We start from the raw sequence: 17,782 nt of genomic DNA on the forward strand, positions 1-17,782 counted from the left end.
AAAGAAGTTTGCAAGCCTACAAAGTCGATAAGGTACTGGTATTCGCCGACAAGGGCACAGAGGCCAAAATGCTGGCGGCGCCACTGATTCGGCCATGGGAAGAATGGCGCGAAGACGTGGCCGGCTGGGTTGCACTGCGCGCTGAGCGAAAGCCGGAGCTGGACCCGCTGGTTAATCCCGACGCCACCAGCCCCTATATCCACAGCCAGGAATAAATCTGGCTATTTCAACGTGCCGATCCGGTCAACCAGATCGGCACACTGGTTTCAGCAGAGCCGTCAGCCAGCGTTATTGGCGCTGCCAATGGCCAGCTGCAGACGCTCGTTCATCAGACGTGCCACTTGCTTCGGGTGGGTAAACACCAGACTGTGGTCAGCACCCTTGATCATCTGGGTAAACCACTGCTCACTTTCCAGCTCCAGGCGTGCCTGACGTTCGTGCATGGCCGGCATACTCAGCTCACCCACCATACTCATCCCCGGCATAGGTGCCGTCCACTCGGCAAAATACCGGGTGTTGGTCAGCAGACTGTTATTCACCGCGTTTAATGCCTGCACCATACCGGCCACGTTACCGCGCAGGCGGGAAATCGCCACCCGGTCAGCCGCGGCATTGCTGCGACGATACGGCGAAACGGCGTCCAGAAACGCCAGAAATGGCTCATTGGATTCCGGTTCACGACTTAACCAGTCAGCAAGTTTGATATAAGTCTGCGCCTTGGCAATCAGCCCGGCTTCGTCGTTGCCCGACAGCAGCGCAGGTTCGAGCAGATAACACAGCTCAAAACGACCGGATTCGCGAATCAGGGTTTCCGTTACCGTGCCACCAAAGGAGTAACCGGCAATATCCATGTGCTGCCAGTCGAGTGCATCCAGCAACTCAGTTACCTGTCGGGCGTAGTCCGCCACGGTTGGCTGTGGACAATCGGTAAAAGAAGATTTGCCCATACCGGCAAAGTCCGGCACCAGAATCTCGCTCCAGCCTTCCAGATAGTTGGCAACATAGGTCCAGGTCAGCTCACCTGCGATACCAGCACCGTGCAATAACAACAAACGACGCCCGGAGGTGTTCTGGGGAAATTGCCAGATCAGCGCATGTTGCTGACCACAGGCGGTACGGATATTTAACGGATGCTTTTCCACACAAATTGTCCTGTTGCAGTCTCGACGTCGGCCGAGCCAGTTGATGGCCGGGTCTTCAGGGCTGCGCAGTCTAACCAGGTCGTCGCCTGCAGACCAGGGATTGGCGTATCAAGGCTTGTTTGACCGGGTCACTTACGACAATAATTCGCTCTCAGGTCACCCGACCACCACCCTTGCGGAGCAAGTTTTCTACGCATGCCAGTTCAACCCCTGCTTTTACCTGTATCCGCCCGCCAGTTGTTGCGGGTTTGTCATCGTCTCGACACTCCGGCCTTGTTGTACTCCGGCAGCAGTGGGTCCGCAGACGACAGCTATACACGCCCCCGGATTATTCTGGCCTGCCAGCCGGATGAATTGGTCAGCGCGCATTCGCTGGACGACCTGAATGCACTGATTCAACGCCTGCAATTGCCCGACAAAGACACTCCGGAAGCCATTTTCCGCAGCGGTTGGCTGGGATATTTCGGCTACGACGCCGGTGAACTGCTGCTGAAACTGCGTGACGTTGGCTCCAGTGCCACCCCGCTGGCGGAATTTGGTTATTACCCGCTGAGTCTCGAAATTTTTCCGGATACCGATGAATGCTGGCTCTGGAACGTGGATGCCTGCCCGGATAACCGTGTCCAGCAACTGCTACAGCATCTGGATGCGACACTCGCCCTCGAGCCGACAGAGCCAGAGGCATCGGCCGTCCTGACCACCGACTGGCAGCCCGCATGGGAGTTTGAGCGCTACCAGCAAGCATTCGACCAGGTTCAGGCCTACTTGCGCAGTGGTGATGCCTACCAGGTTAACCTCACCATGCCGTATTACAGCCAGCAGGATCTTCGCGATCACAACCCGATGGCCTTGCTACAACCGTTTAACGCTCCGTTTTCCGGCTATTTCCGCACCCCGGCCCTGACCCTGTTCAGCGTCAGCCCGGAGCGTTTTATCCGGGTTGAACAGCGCCTGATGACCACCAGCCCTATCAAGGGCACAGCTCCCCGCTCAAGCGATGCCCAGCAAGATGAGCATAACCGCGAATGGCTGCGTAACAGCGCCAAGAATCAGGCTGAAAATCTGATGATTGTGGATTTGCTGCGTAACGACCTTGGTATGTCCGCTGAAATCGGAACGGTGAAGGTAGAAAAGCTGTTTGATATCGAATCACACGCCAACGTGCATCACATGGTCAGCACCATTGTGGCGCGCGTGCTGAAAGACCTGTATCCAATTGATGTGATTGTGTCGGCACTGCCTGGCGGATCCATTACCGGTGCCCCCAAGCGCCGGGCTATGGAGATTATTCGCGAACTGGAAGCGGACCGTCGTGGACTCTATTGCGGTTCCTTCGGTTACGTCGACAACCGTGGCACCTGTGACTTCAACATCCTGATCCGATCCATTCAGGCATTTGCGCACGGTGCTAACTGCTGGGCTGGGGGCGGAATTGTGATCGACTCGGACGCCGCGGGTGAATATCAGGAAATCAAGGACAAGATCGGGCGGTTACTGGGCTTGAACAGCCTGGTCTCTGAATAGTTATAAGCGCTTGACCAGGCTTTACCCGCTGGCGCTCCGATGGTTATAGCCGCTCATCTGGCTGACTGCAAAGCACGCTCCAGAAGATAGATGTACAAGAGCTGCAGCCCGTTTGAGCAGAACGGCGCGTACAGCGTAATGACGAATCCGTCGGACCAAGTCCTGTTCTTATTCGCCAACAACTCTCAAACATACGTCAAGCTGCACACTTCTGGTTTTTCAACATTGCGTTCAGCCCTATCACTGAGTTGAGGAAACAACATCAGGATGCCGGTGCTGAGCGCAGAAGTGGCGTATCCGAACGACGATTTTCCAGTGCCCCTATCGGGTCATTCTCACCGGAAGTTGACAACACTGACGGAACCACTTCAGCCTCTGTTAACGGCAGTTTTTCGTGTTCTTTGCCTGTCACATCTCGCGTAAACATTTCGGTTGAACGAGGAGGAGACGCCTGTGTAAACACTACTGCTCCATCAACCTCAGTACCACCAGGAGCTTCTGGAAGAATATTTTTCCCACTGTTCAATACTGGCAATGTATCCAGTTTTCTTGCGGCCTCGAGCTGTTCGGCCTTGACTCGTTTTGTAGAGGCCTTGGTAGCAACTTTATTAGCGGACACCTTGGTTACAGGATTAACAGTCGTCAAACTCCCCTGCTTTTCAGGGCGAGAAGCAACCACCGGTTCAACCCTTGGACTGACACCAACAACCGGACCGGTCTCTCCCATCACAAAACGATTAATAGCCTCAGCGGCTGTCGGACGCGTCGATTGATCAGCAACGGAACTGCTATCAGTACTAACTTTTGGTTTGCTGAGATCAACAGGGGCTGAAGATACAGATGCCGAAGATACAGGTGCTGAAGATACTTGCCCCTCCACAACAGAACCATCCCCAAACATTTTTTGAGCAGCGGTCAGGTTATTGTTACTGGTAGAAGCGTCATCATGAGTACCCCTCGTGTTTTTTGCATTCGATGCAGCAGAAGCCTTTCCACTGGAAACGACCACTCCCTCTGAATGAGACTCGACGGAAGCATTTGCACCATCCACACGAGCTGAAACCAAAGACCAGTTCTGGCGCTTAGAGCCATTTTTGAGACTGAACTCAGGCTGTAGATATTTTTCGTCAGATTCGAGTCGGCTTTGCTCGGTAGAAACATAAACACCCTCAGCATCAGCAACCGTTGGTAACACACCAACAAAAATCGCCAACGGTAGCAGCTTTCGGCATACACAAAATGGACGGACAGATCTCACTGAACGTTCCTGAATTGACATGATTAACTTACCCTGCGATGTGAAAGAGTGGCCCGACATCCCGGTCATCCAACGTCATCAACAGTAGCGAGTCTTACTGATTAGCGCACAGCTAAACTTGCTAACGACTTCATTAGTATTGACACAAAAGAACAGATACACCAGAAGGATTACTTAACATTTTGTCAGTGTGTGTTCGACAATCCAGCGCGTCAATCATTCATGGCCGCCACATGAATATCAATATCCTGAAGCGCATTTGAAAATTCTTCTCAATCCATGATAACTCATCGCCTTGGATACGGAGTATTGAGCAATATTGTAATTGTCTGAGAGCTGGGAAAACGCTGCCGTCCCCTGAAGGTAAAAATATCCGAAAATCAGGTTATTACAGACAGACACAGGTATAAAGGTACTGAAATCGGTATTTTCAATGGCCAAGGGACACTCTGGATAATTCTGCACGGAAACCGGTTTATTCAGAGACGTCCTAATCCACCATAATTTTCTACTACGCTGCCATCTTTTCAGAGTAGAGAAGACAACCCGATGTCGCTGGCTTTCAATGTAGCAACCACCGGGTTTTGTCAGAGAATCTCCGGAATTACAGAGTCAACTCGCGATTACTGGCCTTGATGAATTCCTTCTTCAGGTCTTCATAAGTATGCACAGCCGGGAACTGCGGGAACTCGTCGATCACGTTTTGAGGCGCGTGGAACAGAATACCGGCATCTGCTTCAGCCAGCATAGTGGTATCGTTGTAGGAGTCACCAGCAGCAATGGTACGGTAATAAATGGTCTGCAGAGCGCGGATAGACTGACGCTTCGGATCGGCCTGACGCAGTTTGTAATCGATAACACGACCGGTTTCGTCAGTGATCAGACGATGACAGAACAGGGTTGGGAAACCCAGTTGACGCATCAGCGGCTGGGAGAACTCGTAGAAGGTGTCAGACAGGATGATGACCTGGAAGCGCTCACGCAGCCAGTTCACAAACTCTACCGCGCCGTCCAGCGGCTTCAGAGTAGCGATCACGTCCTGAATGTCCTGGAGCTTGAAACCGTGCTGATCCAGAATGCGCAGACGCTGCTTCATCAGGACGTCGTAGTCCGGAATGTCGCGAGTAGTTGCTTTCAGTTCTTCGATACCGGTCTTCTTGGCAAACTCGATCCAGATTTCCGGAACCAGAACACCTTCAAGGTCCAAACATGCGATTTCCATGACATCTCCACGATTCAACTGGAAAAATTCAATACTGAGCCAGGCTCAGGGGGGCTTAGAAAGGCGGTACTGTAGCTATTCAGATAACGACTGACAACCGCACAAAAACGACATCGATCAGCAAAAGCTCCCATGCGAGCCGCTTTTTTCTGGGCCACACAGCGCTGAGCCCTGACAACAGACCAAACCGGACCTTCTCGTACGAGCAGTTCCTGCTGCGTATTGCGAATTTATGAAATAAGAATATTCATTTTTAGTATTATTTGAGCTAAGAGCCGCGTGCTACCCTACCCGGCTATTACTACTATTTTCAGAACTACAGCCGAGCTGATGAGCACCATGACTGATTTTGAGCAACTGAATCGCGACTTTTCCAGCAAGCGTCCGAAAGACCTGCTGAAACATGCCCTGGAAAATCATGACCGTATCGCTGTTTCTTTCAGCGGCGCTGAAGACGTGGTGCTGATCGACATGGCGGTAAAACTGCGCAAGGACGTGGGCGTTTTCACCCTCGACACTGGCCGTCTGCACCCGGAAACTTACGAATACATCGAAGCCGTGCGCAAGCACTACGGCATCCGCATCGATATCCAGACCCCGGACCAGCAAGCACTACAGTCTTTTGTATCCGAGAAAGGTCTGTTCAGTTTCTACGAAGATGGTCATAAAGAGTGCTGCGGCGTTCGCAAGATCAATCCGCTGAAAAACAAGCTGGCAACGCTGGATGCCTGGATCACTGGTCAGCGTCGCGACCAGAGCCCAGGCACTCGCAGTAACATTGAACTGGTTGAAATCGACGGTTTCCCTGGCCGCAACGGCGCGGGTTCACTGGTGAAGTACAATCCGCTGACTCACTGGACCTCAGCCCAGGTGTGGGAATACATCCGTATGTTTGATGTGCCGTACAACCCGCTGCACGCTCGCGGCTTTGCCAGCATCGGCTGCCAACCATGCACCCGCGCTACCCTGCCAAACCAGCATGAGCGCGAAGGTCGTTGGTGGTGGGAAAACGAAACCCACAAAGAATGTGGTCTGCACGCCGGCAACATCATCAGCAAAGGCTGAGTGTAATACCAGCAGAGTCAGCAACAATGCCGGCGCTCAGAACTCCGGCAGCTTGATTCCACGGAACAGGTCGGCATTGTCACCCTTGCCGGCCTGTTGCACTGCCTGATCAACCAGATCGCGGGTCAGATGCGGCGCAAATCGGGCAATAAAGTCGTACATAAAGCCACGCAGGAACGTCCCCTTGCGGAAACCGATCTTGGTTACGCTCGGCGCAAACAGATGACTGGCATCAAGCGCCACCAGGTCTGAGTCCAGCTCTTCATCTATTGCCATACTGGCAACGATCCCTACCCCAACACCCAAACGCACATAGGTCTTGATCACGTCGGCATCGGCGGCGGTAAACGCCACACGCGGCGTCAGGCCACGGCTTTTGAACGCTTCATCCAGTCGTGAACGACCGGTAAAACCGAATACGTAAGTCACCAGCGGATAAGCAGCCACCTGTTCCAGAGACGGGCGTTTGAACTGCGCCAGCGGGTGGTTCTTCGGCACCAGCACGCTGCGATTCCAGCGGTAACACGGCATCATGATCAGATCATTAAACAGCTCCATACCTTCCGTCGCGATGGCGAAATCCACCGTACCATTGGCCGCCATTTCCGCGATCTGCATCGGTGTGCCCTGATGCATATGCAGGGTCACTTCCGGGTAACGTTTCATGAAATTCTGGATGACCCCCGGCAACGCGTAACGCGCCTGGGTGTGAGTGGTCGCAATACTGAGACTGCCACGGGATTCATCACTGAATTCCTGCGCGACCTGCTTGATACCTTCAACCTTGCGCAGGATATCCCCGGCAATGGCCAGGATTGCTTCTCCAGCGGGTGTGATGCGGGTCAGATGCTTGCCGCTGCGGGCGAAAATCTCCACCCCCAACTCATCCTCCAGCAATCTGATCTGTTTGCTGATGCCCGGCTGCGAGGTGTAGAGCACCTGTGCCGTGGCTGACACATTCAGATCATGATGGGCAACTTCCCAGATGTACCTCAGTTGCTGCAGTTTCATGACCCCTCCAGGATTTGGTTATAAAAATAGAAGCAAATATTCTTTTTAAGCATAGAAAAGTGCCACTACAGTAGCGCCATTCAATAACTTTATTATGCAGTGTAGACCATACGCCATGGACTTTTTGTTATATGTGCTCGCCGGCGCCGGCGTAGGCTTCATTGTTGGCATGACAGGAATCGGTGGTGGCTCCCTGATGACCCCACTGTTGCTGCTGTTCGGATTCCCGCCCAACGTCGCCATTGGTACAGACCTGCTGTATGCCGCCACCACCAAAGTATCGGGTGCATGGTCGCATTATCGTCAGGGACACGTTGACTGGACAATTTTCCGACGACTGGCACTCGGCAGTATCGCTGCCGCCCTCGTGACCGGCCTGTCGCTGAGCCAGTTTTTCGAAGACTCGGACCAGTACCGCAGCATTCTGACCAGCGTACTGGGTTCAATGCTGATCTTCACTGCCGTCGTTATCATGTTACGCACCCGCATCCAGCGTTGGGCCGCAGGATTCCTGAGTGGTTCGCCAAAACGCATTGCCACCCTGACGGTTCTGATGGGGGTCATTCTGGGTGTAGCGGTAACCCTGTCATCGGTCGGCGCCGGTGCGATTGGCACCGCTATTCTGATGGTTCTGTACCCGGCTCTGGCCTCTACCCGCGTCGTTGGCACCGATATCGCCCACGCCGTTCCCCTGACCTTTACAGCAGGTCTGGTGCACATGAACCTTGGTAACGTTGACTTTACTCTGCTGGGTGCTCTGCTGGTTGGCTCCATTCCGGCGATTCATGTCAGCAGCAAACTGGCCAAACACGTCCCCGACAGCATCCTGCGCAATGTGCTTGCCAGCATGCTGATGGCACTCGGCCTAAAATACGCGCTGTTCTGATCTAACCTCACTCCGGACTAACCCCACAGGTCCGGAGTAACTCCTCCCCCCACTTCGCCCGGCAAGGTTATGGTCTGATTCCAGATATTGGCCATGGTCCAGCGATAAAACTTCCCAACATCCCGATTACCGGCCGTGTGCCAGAACACCCAGGGCGTTTTGCCTTCGGATTGCCATTGCACGATGCGCTTGTGCCATTGCTGCAAAAACAGTCGATTGGGTTCGTACTGCGAATGCCCGATAAACCGCACCACCGGATTATTGCCAGTCGCCACCGCATGCACCGGCATCCGCGGCTTCTTGCGGCGTGCATCCAGAATCTCTTCCGTTGCCGAGTCATCATGAAACAGCCCACGACTGTCAAACATCACCCGATCAACACCGCGATCAGCCAGCCCGCGTAACAGCTGCTGCTCATTCAGGGACTTATCAAAAAACGAAAGGTGTCGGCATTCCAGCGCCCAAACCACGCCTTTGAGCATGACCAGCTGATCCAGACAGGCAAACAACGCACTCATCCGTTCGGCGCTGAACGTGGCAGGCAACTGTAACAACACGACTCCCAGCTTGTGGGGAGCATAGGCAAGAATCTGGTCGAGAAACCCGCGAAACAAGGCACCCGGCTTGCCATTCCAGGCCTCAAGGGGATCGGCGGCATGACTGATGTCACGAGGTACTTTGAAACAGAAGCGAAAATGCTCAGACGCCTGATCCAGCCAGCCTTGCAGCCGCATACGGTCAGGTAATGCGTAGAATGTCGTGTTGCCCTCAACCGAACCGAATAACTGGCTATATTCCGTCAGGGCGCGAGCCGGTGTGCAGCCGGGCGACAGCAGATTTCCCCGCCATTCCGGCAGGTACCACATGGGTAATCCCATAACCAATTCGGCAGATTCACTTACCGAATGTGCAATTTGTTCAGCATTTGTCATAATCGGCAGGATTATAACAGGGTCGCCATGACGGCAAACCTCTGTCGGTCGCTGGCAAACCGACAGCTGGGCGCATGAGCCACCCGGCAAGGAACACACCGTGGCGCCATCAGGGCCACGCTCACGAGAGTCAAATTACAGGATTGCTATGTCTGATAATCGAGTTGAAGACCTTAATATCGAGTCCATCAAGGCGCTGATCACTCCGGATCAGCTGAAAGCCGAGATGCCAATTTCCGAAGCCGCCGTTGCCAGCGTCCAGTCTGGCCGTCAGGTCATTCGCGATATCCTCGATCGCAAGGATCACCGTATTTTCATCGTGATTGGCCCATGCTCCATTCACGACGTTGATGCTGCCATGGACTATGCCCGTCGCCTGAAAGAGTTGTCGGCCAAGGTTGAAGACACCCTGTATCTGGTAATGCGTGTGTACTTCGAGAAACCACGTACCACCACCGGCTGGAAAGGTCTGATCAACGACCCGTACATGAACGACACCTTCAAGATCGAAGACGGCCTGCACATCGCGCGCAAACTGCTGATCGATCTGGCTGAAATGGGCCTGCCACTGTCTACCGAAGCACTGGACCCGATTTCTCCACAGTACCTGCAAGACCTGATCGCCTGGTCTGCCATTGGCGCCCGCACCACCGAGTCCCAGACTCACCGTGAAATGGCATCCGGCCTGTCTTCTGCTGTTGGCTTCAAAAACGGCACCGACGGCAGCCTGACCGTTGCCATCAACGCCCTGATGTCAGTTGCCAGCCCGCACCGCTTTCTGGGTATCGACCAGAGCGGTGCTGTTGCTGTGGTCAGCACTCGTGGCAACCCTTACGGCCACATCGTACTGCGCGGTGGTGACGGCAAGCCAAACTACGACTCCGTCAACGTGGCACTGACCGAAGAAGCACTGGCCAAGTCGAAACTGAGCGCCAACATCATGATCGACTGCAGCCACGCCAACTCCAACAAGAACCCGGCTCTGCAGCCGCTGGTTATGGACAACGCTGCCAACCAGATTCTGGAAGGCAACAAGTCTATTGTTGGTCTGATGGTGGAATCCAACATCAAACATGGCCGTCAGAACATTCCAGCCAACCTGTGTGACCTCGAATACGGCCTGTCCGTAACCGATGGCTGCATCAGCTGGGAAGAAACCGAAGAAGCGGTTATGTCCATGTACAACAAGCTGAAAGACGTGCTGCCAAAACGTAACGCGTAGTTTTTATCAAGATTCTGGTAACAACCAGGCGCCCCTCCTGCGCGAAAGCTACAGCGCGGTTGAGCAATGCGGCGATATGACTGATTTCATTCGCCAACACCGCTCAACCGCGCTGTAGCCTTCGCACTCGGGGCTTTATGCCTTGGGGCATCCTGAATACATCAAACACTGTTTACCATCTCCCTGCACAGGCTGACATTTACTCCTCATATCACGGCCATTCCCCCCCTGAAGAACGCCACATAAAGAAGCTTTAACCACTCCACCTTGCACCAAAACAAGGCATATCGCCTGCACTTTTGATCACGCTTTCCTGGTACTTCTCCCAGTCATCACCATCTCCCTCCCGCAGAATCCCCATCACTACATGCACTTATCGACTTTTAATAAAAACCTGAGAATGTGGTCAGCTTTTTGCTAATGAAATTTGTTGCCCAAACGGTCAAATTTTTTACGAAGGCATCCTCATGCCACTACAGGAGAGAGGACGGATGAAGAGACGTCAATTTCACAAGCTGCTTGCAGGTGTGGTCGCCGGAGCCATGCTGGGATTGTCTGTACCAGCGGTACACGCAGAAGAACCACTGAAAGTCGGCTTTGTTTACGTTGGCCCGATTGGTGACCACGGCTGGTCGTATCAGCACGATCAGGGGCGTCTGTCCGCCGAAGCCCATTTTGGTGACAAGATCAAAACCACCTACGTTGAAAACGTCGCCGAAGGTGCCGACGCCGAACGTGTGATTCGTAACCTCGCCAAAGCAGGCAACGACATCATTTTCACCACCTCCTTCGGTTTTATGAACCCGACGGTCAAAGTGGCGAAACAGTTTCCGAACGTGAAGTTTGAACACGCCACCGGCTACAAGCTCTCCGACAACCTCGGCACCTACGTATCCAAAACCTACGAAGGCCGTTACGTCGCCGGTTACGTGGCATCGCAAATGACCAAAACCAACAAGATTGGTTACATCGCCTCCTTCCCGATTCCGGAAGTGATCCGCGACATCAACACCGTGCAGCTGGCACTGGCCAAATACAACCCGAACGCCGAACTGAAAATCGTCTGGGTGAATACCTGGTTTGATCCGGGCAAGGAAGCCGACGCCGCTAACGCCATGATGGATCAGGGCGTGGACGTGATTCTTCAACACACCGACTCACCAGCGGCCATGCAAGCCGCTGAACGTCGTGGCGCGTTTGCGGTTGGCCAGGCCTCCGATATGACCCACTTCGGCCCGAAAGCGCACCTGCTGTCGGTGGTGGATGAATGGGGCCCACACTACATCAACCGCATTCAGGCGGTGATGGATGGCAGCTGGAAATCCAGCGCCATGGTGGAAGGCATGAAAGAAGGCGCGATTGTGATTCCGGGCTTTAACGAATCCATTCCGGCCGACGTCACCGCCAAGGCCAAAGAGCTGATTGCAGGCATCAAGGACGGCAGCGTCTACCCGTTCACTGGCCCACTGAAAGACAACAAAGGCGAGATGAAAGTACCGGAAGGCACCAAGCTGACCTTTGCTGACCTCGAAAAAATGGACTGGTACGTCGAAGGCATCAAGGCGGAAATTCCGAAATAAGCCCCAACGCTGTACCGTCCGCCGCGGCCAGCACCCACGGGTGCTGGCCGCACAGGAAAGGTTGCCGCCGGGAACGGGTTCTCCGGCGCAGCCATTTGCCCTGACGAAAAGCAGGGCATATCCCATTGGACTCCACTCACATGAACATTCCCCTGATTGATATCAGCCCGTTGTACCAGAACGACCCCGCAGGCAAACGCAAGGTTGCCAACGCCATCGACAACGCCTGCCAGCACAGCGGCTTCTTTTACATCAAAGGCCACCCCATCAGCGCCGAGCGCATCCACACCATGCGTACACTGGCGCAAGACTTTTTCGCCCTGCCCATGGCAGAGAAGCAGGCCATCGCTATTCGCCTGTCGAACAACCACCGGGGTTACGGTGAAACCGCCGCCGAACAGCTGGACCCAACCCAGCCCGGCGACTGGAAAGAATCCTTTGATATGGGCCTGAACCTGGCCCCGGATCATCCACTGATTGGCCCACAACGGCCGCTGTATGGCCCGAACCAGTACCCGCAAACGCTGGCTGGTTTTCAGCACACCATGGAAACCCACTACCGGGACATGCTGACCCTCGGTAAAAAGATCCTGAGCGCACTGGCGTTGGCGCTGAACATCAACGAAGACTTCTTTGACGATAAATTCGAACACCCGCTCAGTGTGCTGCGTTTTCTGCACTACCCGCCACGCCCAGCGGTTACCGATGCCAATGGCAAGCAGGTGATTCCGGTAGGCGCTGGATCTCATACCGACTACGGCTGCATCACCATTCTGTGGCAGGACGAGATCGGCGGCTTGCAGGTGCAGGATGTGAATGGCCACTGGATCGATGCCCCACCCATTGCCGACACCTTTGTGATCAACATTGGCAACATGATGGCGCGCTGGAGTAACGACCGTTACAAGTCAACCCCACACCGGGTCTACAGCCCATCGGGAGCCGAGCGTTATTCGATACCGTTTTTTGTCGAGCCGGATTTTGATACCGACGTCAGCTGTTTGCCCAACTGCTGCGCCGCGGGTGAAACCCCGAAATACGCGCCGATTTCAGCGGGTGACTGGATGATCTACTGCTTTAACAACACCTATGCCTATCGGCAGGAAGAAACGGCCTGAGCGTTTTTTCATCACATCTGACAATTGCTACAGCGGGTTAAACACCCGCTGTGGCTGCTTCTGATTCATTTCCCCAACACTTGCCAACACTTACCAACACTGGCCGGGCTTAATAGCCTTCCAGCTGTTGCAGGTACTGCGCCTTGATGTCGTCGGGCAGGAAACTGGCGCGGAAGCTGTTGGCAGCCAGCTGTTTGGCCTGTTCACGGGAAAGCGCCAGCGCATCCGCCAGGGCGCTGAAGTTCTCGTTCATAAACCCGCCAAAATAGGTCGGATCGTCGGAGTTCACCGTCACACACAAGCCCTGTTCGAGCATGTTCAGCAGGTTATGGTCCTGCATACGGTCGAACACACACAAACGCACATTCGACAGCGGGCACACGGTTAACGGAATCTGTTTATGCACCAGATGCGCTACCAGCGCCGGGTCTTCAACACAACGAACGCCGTGGTCGATACGGTCCACCCCTAACAGCTGGATAGCCTCCCAGATATATTCCGGTGGGCCTTCTTCACCGGCATGGGCCACCAGTTTGTAACCCCGGCTGCGCGCGGTTTCATACAGGGTTTTGAACTTGCTGGGTGGGTGCCCCATTTCCGAGCTGGCCAGGCCAATGGCAACAAAATCATCCCGGAATGGCTCAGCCATCTCGAGCATGGCCAGCGCCTCGTCTTCGCTCAGATGGCGCAACAGGCTCAGCATCATCAGCGCCGACTGGCCCCACTCAGCTTTGGCTTCGGCTATCGCCCGTTTGAACCCCGCCATCACGGTGTGAATCCCCACGCCATACGGCAAGTAGGTTTGTGGCTCCACCATGATTTCGGTGTGCACAATCTTCTGCTCGCGGCATTTGTCGAGGTAATCGCGCATCAGCCAGTAAAAATCGTCTTCGTCGCGCAGTACCGAAGCACCGAGGTAATACAAATCGAGAAAACTTTGCAAGTCTTCAAACTCGTAAGCAGCCTGCACCGATTCCACTGAGTCATACGGAATGGCCACGCCGTTTTTGGCCGCCAGCTGCAACAGACGCGATGCCTGCAGGCTGCCATCAATGTGCAGGTGTAACTCGGCTTTTGGCATCACTGCCAGCCACGAATGGATGTCGCTCATTTTCAACTCCGGATGCACTGCCCTGTTTTTGAAACCCCAGTTCCAATTCTGAAACGATAGCTCTGAAAACAGGCAGAGGTAATTGGGTTACGGGTAAAACTCAGGTCGCTGCCGGAATCTCGCCCAGCACACCCTCGAAATAAAACAGATCGCAGTTTTTCTCCGGGCCGCCACGATCAACAATCAGGAACTCCTGATTCTCCTGCTCCACCAGCAACGGAAAGTGCCAGACGCCCCGGGCGAAATTCACCCCCTGACGGCCATTTGTACGAAACAGGGTCAGATTCTCAAGCGTTGGCTCAGCACCAGCAGGGGCGACCAGCACCAGAAACGGCACAGAATATAACGGTATAAAAGCCTGACTGGATAACGGATGACGCTCCATCATGGTGATCACAATCGGCCGAGGGCGCGGCCGGGCACGGAAGATACTCAACAGCGTGCGGCCGTTCTGCTCGGCCAGATCAATATTGGCGAGATCATGAAAACGCTCGGCATACCCGTCATTAATCGTGAAATGATCACGCCCTGCGGTTTCGATCACATCCCCGAACGGCGCAAAGGCTTCACGGGTTAACGGCCGGGGAATCAGCGGCATACGGTTCGGGGCCTGGCTCATGGAGTCTCCTGATGTGAGCGGCAAAGGCAGCTGGTGCGCCTTTAATCCGGATAAGCCCCCATTCTAGAGGCTTGCAGTCGCGATTTTGACCCCAAATGCAAACTTTGACCACCCGGTCAGGAAATTTGATTGAGTGGCCGCCAGACTCAGGATAGTCTCGCCAGCATCCCATTGATCAAACGCAAGAACGGGCCAGCCCGACCATACTGAATGGAACGGCAACGGCCCGACCGGAGAACAACATGTCCCAGGACTATCCTCGCGACCTGATCGGCTACGGCGGCCAGCCACCGCACCCGCACTGGCCCGGCGACGCCCGTATTGCGGTGTCGTTTGTACTGAATTACGAAGAAGGCGGCGAACGCAGCATCCTCCATGGCGACAAAGAATCCGAAGCCTTTCTGTCGGAGATGCCCGCCGCCGTGGCGCTGCAGGGCGTGCGCCATATGAGCATGGAATCCATCTACGAATACGGCAGCCGCGCTGGCGTGTGGCGGATTCTGAAACTGTTCGAACAGCACAACATTCCGCTGACAATTTTTGCCGTCGCCATGGCCGCCGAGCGTCACCCGGAGCTGATCCGCGCCATGGCCGACGCTGGCCATGAAATCTGCAGCCACGGTTATCGCTGGATCGACTACCAGCATATGAGCGTCGAGGAAGAAACCGCCCACCTCAACAAGGCCATCGAGATTCTGCAAGGCATCACCGGCACCCGCCCGCAGGGCTGGTACACCGGTCGCACCGGCCCCAACACACGCGACATCGTGATGGCCGAAGGCGGATTCCTCTACGATTCCGATGCCTACGACGACGATCTGCCGTATTGGGTACAGGGCGCGCCCGACGCCGCAGGCAACCCCAAGCCACATCTGGTGATTCCGTACACCCTCGACAGCAACGACATGCGCTTTGCCACCCCGCAGGGATTTAACAGCGGCGAGCAGTTCTACCAATACCTGAAAGATGCCTTTGATGTGCTCTACGAGGAAGGTGCCGACGCCCCGAAAATGCTGTCGATTGGCCTGCACTGCCGCCTGATTGGCCGCCCGGCACGACTGGCGTCACTCAAACGGTTTGTTGAATACGCTGCCGCCCACGACAAAGTGTGGTTCCCGCGCCGGATCGACATCGCCCATCACTGGTATCAACACCACTACCCGCAATCTGCCCAGAGCTGATCATGACCATGTTCACCCCCGAAAAACTGCGCCAATATGTTAACCTCGCCAGCTCACGTCTGGGCACCGAAGTGATTTACGTCACCGATGACTGGTTTGCCGAAGCCAACCGCATGCTCAACCCGGACGAACCGGTCTGGAAAGAAGGCATCTACGACGACAACGGCAAATGGATGGACGGCTGGGAATCCCGCCGCAAACGTCAGGCCGGTTACGACCACGCCATTATCCGCCTGGGTGTTACCGGCATGATCAAGGCCGTGGATATCGACACCCGTTATTTCACCGGCAACTACCCGCCTTCAGCCTCGCTGGACGCTTGTTTCTGCACCAGCGGCGATCCCGACGACAGCACCACATGGACGGAAATCCTTCCGGCGGTCAACCTGCAAGGCAACAGCCAGCATGTGCACGGCATCAGCGATACCTTCGCCAACCAGCCCTGGACGCACCTGCGCCTGAACATCTTCCCGGACGGCGGTGTTGCCCGATTGAAAGTGTACGGCACCCCGTTCCGCGACTGGTCAACCCAGGATGCCAACCAGCAGGTCGACCTCGCCGCCGCCCTCAACGGTGGCCGCGCCCTCGCCTGCAACAACCAGCACTTCGGCCATATGAGCAACATCATCCAGCCGGGCAAAGGCATCAACATGGGAGACGGCTGGGAAACCGCCCGCCGCCGCACACCGGGCAACGACTGGGTGATACTGGCGCTCGGCCATGCTGGCACCATCGAGGAAATCCTGATCGACACCCACCATTTCAAAGGCAACTACCCGGACAAGTGTTCGATTCAGGCGGCTTATGTAACAGGTGGCACCGACGACCAGATCGAAACCCAGAGCCTGTACTGGCAGGAATTACTGCCGATGCAGGAAATGCAGCCCAATCAGGAACACGTGTACAAAGCCGAAGTGCAGAACCTCGGGCCGGTGACACATGTGAAGATTAATGTCTTTCCGGATGGTGGTATCAGCCGGGTAAGGCTGATGGGTAAGATCAGTCGGTGATTTTTGGATGATGTAATCGCTCCGACGGTTACTCGGCTTGTTAATTTGCCAGGCCTTTTGCCCTGCCTGGGGGACCTTGTCCCCCGGCCGGGCGGCCGTCCCCCTGCTTTTGCCCGACTGGGCTCGTATCACCGAAATTCCCCGACAACGGCTTTTCGACCCCGGCCCGATGGGCATTAAGCAGCCAGCTGAGCTGGGCAAATTCAGCAGGTCCGGAGAAGCCACATCTGCTGTGGCTGGAACCGAATTTGAGTGACTAGTTACAAGCCTTTGGCACGCAACATACCTTTAATGCCCCCAGTTTTAACTTCGCGTACTTCCGGACGAAAATATCCAAAGCCAACGGCAAGCCAAAACCTGTAAAAAAGAATACCAGCCAGCTTTGAGCAAGAATGCCTGCATAGATGGCAGCAGACATAAGAAATGCACCACCGAATGAAACCAGCCACTTTTGACCACTCGTCATCTCGTACTGAGCTGAACAGCTTTCACAAAGCAATCGGTTCCTGAAGCCTATTAAGTCAAGTTTCACTGATTGATTACCGCATTCCTGGCATTGTCTTTTCATGGATTACTGTTGCCTTGGCGTTTTTGTTCGACATGGATGCTGTTCGCCCGCTGGATAAACAATTGACCAAACCACTGACTGGGTCGGCCGTTACGGTAATTCCGTCTCGACCAGATGGGCATTGAGCAGCCAACTGCACTGGGCAAATTCAGCAAGTTCGGAGATGCCGCACCCGTTGTGGTCAGAAACGAATTTTGCTGGGCCGCGGTCCCGCTGTGTCAGCATAGTTGTCCGATGAGTTTTTCACGTTAAAACGAACAGTGGGCGGCCAGGAACTGACCATGGCCCGTTATTCCATTGAACGTCGCGAAGCCGTTCTGAATAAGCTTTTGC

17 protein-coding genes are annotated in these 17,782 nt (G+C 54.8%); 9 read left to right on the forward strand and 8 right to left on the reverse strand.

The features are described 5' to 3' along the window. Window positions 1-8 precede the first annotated feature (8 nt). Window positions 9-215, forward strand: a complete 207-nt coding sequence (locus tag OUO13_RS14810) for a hypothetical protein (protein WP_283174675.1) — start codon at window positions 9-11, stop codon at window positions 213-215. Window positions 216-278: 63 nt separating this feature from the next. Here the strand turns inward: OUO13_RS14810 and OUO13_RS14815 are convergent, their stop codons facing one another. Next, window positions 279-1,142 carry an alpha/beta fold hydrolase gene (locus OUO13_RS14815; RefSeq protein WP_283174676.1) on the reverse strand — a complete coding sequence of 288 codons (864 nt, stop codon included), beginning with the start codon at window positions 1,140-1,142 and terminating at the stop codon, window positions 279-281. Between the two features lie 195 nt (window positions 1,143-1,337). Here OUO13_RS14815 and OUO13_RS14820 point away from each other — a divergent pair, with 195 nt between their 5' ends. Next, window positions 1,338-2,666 carry an anthranilate synthase component I family protein gene (locus OUO13_RS14820; RefSeq protein WP_283174677.1) on the forward strand — a complete coding sequence of 443 codons (1,329 nt, stop codon included), beginning with the start codon at window positions 1,338-1,340 and terminating at the stop codon, window positions 2,664-2,666. Window positions 2,667-2,928: 262 nt separating this feature from the next. Here OUO13_RS14820 and OUO13_RS14825 read toward each other — a convergent pair whose 3' ends face one another. Both OUO13_RS14825 and thrH read right to left on the reverse strand, forming a co-directional pair. After that, window positions 2,929-3,945, reverse strand: coding sequence for a hypothetical protein (locus OUO13_RS14825; protein ID WP_283174678.1), 1,017 nt, complete (start codon window positions 3,943-3,945; stop codon window positions 2,929-2,931). 583 nt (window positions 3,946-4,528) lie between these two features. Then, a complete protein-coding gene (thrH, locus tag OUO13_RS14830; RefSeq protein WP_283174679.1) occupies window positions 4,529-5,146 on the reverse strand; it encodes a bifunctional phosphoserine phosphatase/homoserine phosphotransferase ThrH in 618 nt (205 codons plus the stop codon). A 330-nt stretch (window positions 5,147-5,476) separates the two neighbouring features. Here thrH and OUO13_RS14835 point away from each other — a divergent pair, with 330 nt between their 5' ends. Beyond that, window positions 5,477-6,211 carry a phosphoadenylyl-sulfate reductase gene (locus OUO13_RS14835; protein WP_283174680.1) on the forward strand — a complete coding sequence of 245 codons (735 nt, stop codon included), beginning with the start codon at window positions 5,477-5,479 and terminating at the stop codon, window positions 6,209-6,211. A 36-nt stretch (window positions 6,212-6,247) separates the two neighbouring features. On the opposite strand, the gene cysB is transcribed toward OUO13_RS14835, so the two are convergent. Further along, window positions 6,248-7,222 (reverse strand): HTH-type transcriptional regulator CysB, encoded by a 975-nt coding sequence (gene cysB / locus OUO13_RS14840; protein ID WP_283174681.1) that lies wholly within the window; start codon window positions 7,220-7,222, stop codon window positions 6,248-6,250. 115 nt (window positions 7,223-7,337) lie between these two features. On the opposite strand from cysB, the gene OUO13_RS14845 reads away from it, so the two are divergent. After that, a complete protein-coding gene (locus OUO13_RS14845) occupies window positions 7,338-8,108 on the forward strand; it encodes a sulfite exporter TauE/SafE family protein (RefSeq protein ID WP_283174682.1) in 771 nt (256 codons plus the stop codon). Between the two features lie 17 nt (window positions 8,109-8,125). Here OUO13_RS14845 and OUO13_RS14850 read toward each other — a convergent pair whose 3' ends face one another. Next, window positions 8,126-8,974, reverse strand: coding sequence for a DUF72 domain-containing protein (locus OUO13_RS14850; protein ID WP_283174683.1), 849 nt, complete (start codon window positions 8,972-8,974; stop codon window positions 8,126-8,128). A gap of 214 nt (window positions 8,975-9,188) precedes the next feature. Between OUO13_RS14850 and OUO13_RS14855 the strand changes: the two genes are divergently transcribed. From OUO13_RS14855 to OUO13_RS14865, 3 genes are all read left to right on the forward strand, one after another. After that, complete coding sequence (locus OUO13_RS14855) at window positions 9,189-10,262, forward strand: 3-deoxy-7-phosphoheptulonate synthase (RefSeq protein ID WP_283174684.1); 1,074 nt, start codon at window positions 9,189-9,191, stop codon at window positions 10,260-10,262. Window positions 10,263-10,753: 491 nt separating this feature from the next. Then, entirely contained in the window at window positions 10,754-11,842 is a 1,089-nt protein-coding gene (locus OUO13_RS14860) for a BMP family ABC transporter substrate-binding protein (RefSeq protein WP_428982348.1), read from the forward strand. Between the two features lie 140 nt (window positions 11,843-11,982). Beyond that, on the forward strand, window positions 11,983-12,960 hold the full coding sequence (locus OUO13_RS14865) for an isopenicillin N synthase family dioxygenase (RefSeq protein WP_283174685.1): 978 nt from the start codon (window positions 11,983-11,985) through the stop codon (window positions 12,958-12,960). Window positions 12,961-13,069: 109 nt separating this feature from the next. On the opposite strand, the gene OUO13_RS14870 is transcribed toward OUO13_RS14865, so the two are convergent. Both OUO13_RS14870 and OUO13_RS14875 read right to left on the reverse strand, forming a co-directional pair. Further along, window positions 13,070-14,071 carry an adenosine deaminase gene (locus OUO13_RS14870; protein ID WP_283174686.1) on the reverse strand — a complete coding sequence of 334 codons (1,002 nt, stop codon included), beginning with the start codon at window positions 14,069-14,071 and terminating at the stop codon, window positions 13,070-13,072. A 100-nt stretch (window positions 14,072-14,171) separates the two neighbouring features. Next, the gene (locus OUO13_RS14875; RefSeq protein WP_283174687.1) at window positions 14,172-14,690 is read right to left on the reverse strand and encodes an ureidoglycolate lyase; all 519 of its coding nucleotides are present in this window, start codon (window positions 14,688-14,690) and stop codon (window positions 14,172-14,174) included. A 242-nt stretch (window positions 14,691-14,932) separates the two neighbouring features. On the opposite strand from OUO13_RS14875, the gene puuE reads away from it, so the two are divergent. Both puuE and alc read left to right on the forward strand, forming a co-directional pair. Further along, the gene (puuE, locus tag OUO13_RS14880; RefSeq protein ID WP_283174688.1) at window positions 14,933-15,871 is read left to right on the forward strand and encodes an allantoinase PuuE; all 939 of its coding nucleotides are present in this window, start codon (window positions 14,933-14,935) and stop codon (window positions 15,869-15,871) included. A gap of 2 nt (window positions 15,872-15,873) precedes the next feature. Continuing rightward, on the forward strand, window positions 15,874-16,881 hold the full coding sequence (gene alc / locus OUO13_RS14885; protein WP_283174689.1) for an allantoicase: 1,008 nt from the start codon (window positions 15,874-15,876) through the stop codon (window positions 16,879-16,881). Window positions 16,882-17,137: 256 nt separating this feature from the next. Here alc and OUO13_RS14890 read toward each other — a convergent pair whose 3' ends face one another. Further along, complete coding sequence (locus OUO13_RS14890; protein WP_283174690.1) at window positions 17,138-17,449, reverse strand: hypothetical protein; 312 nt, start codon at window positions 17,447-17,449, stop codon at window positions 17,138-17,140. Between the last annotated feature and the right edge of the window lie 333 nt (window positions 17,450-17,782).

The sequence above is a fragment of the Parathalassolituus penaei genome, from assembly GCF_026626885.1.
GTDB classification, from domain to species: Bacteria; Pseudomonadota; Gammaproteobacteria; order Pseudomonadales; family Oceanobacteraceae; genus Oceanobacter; species Oceanobacter penaei.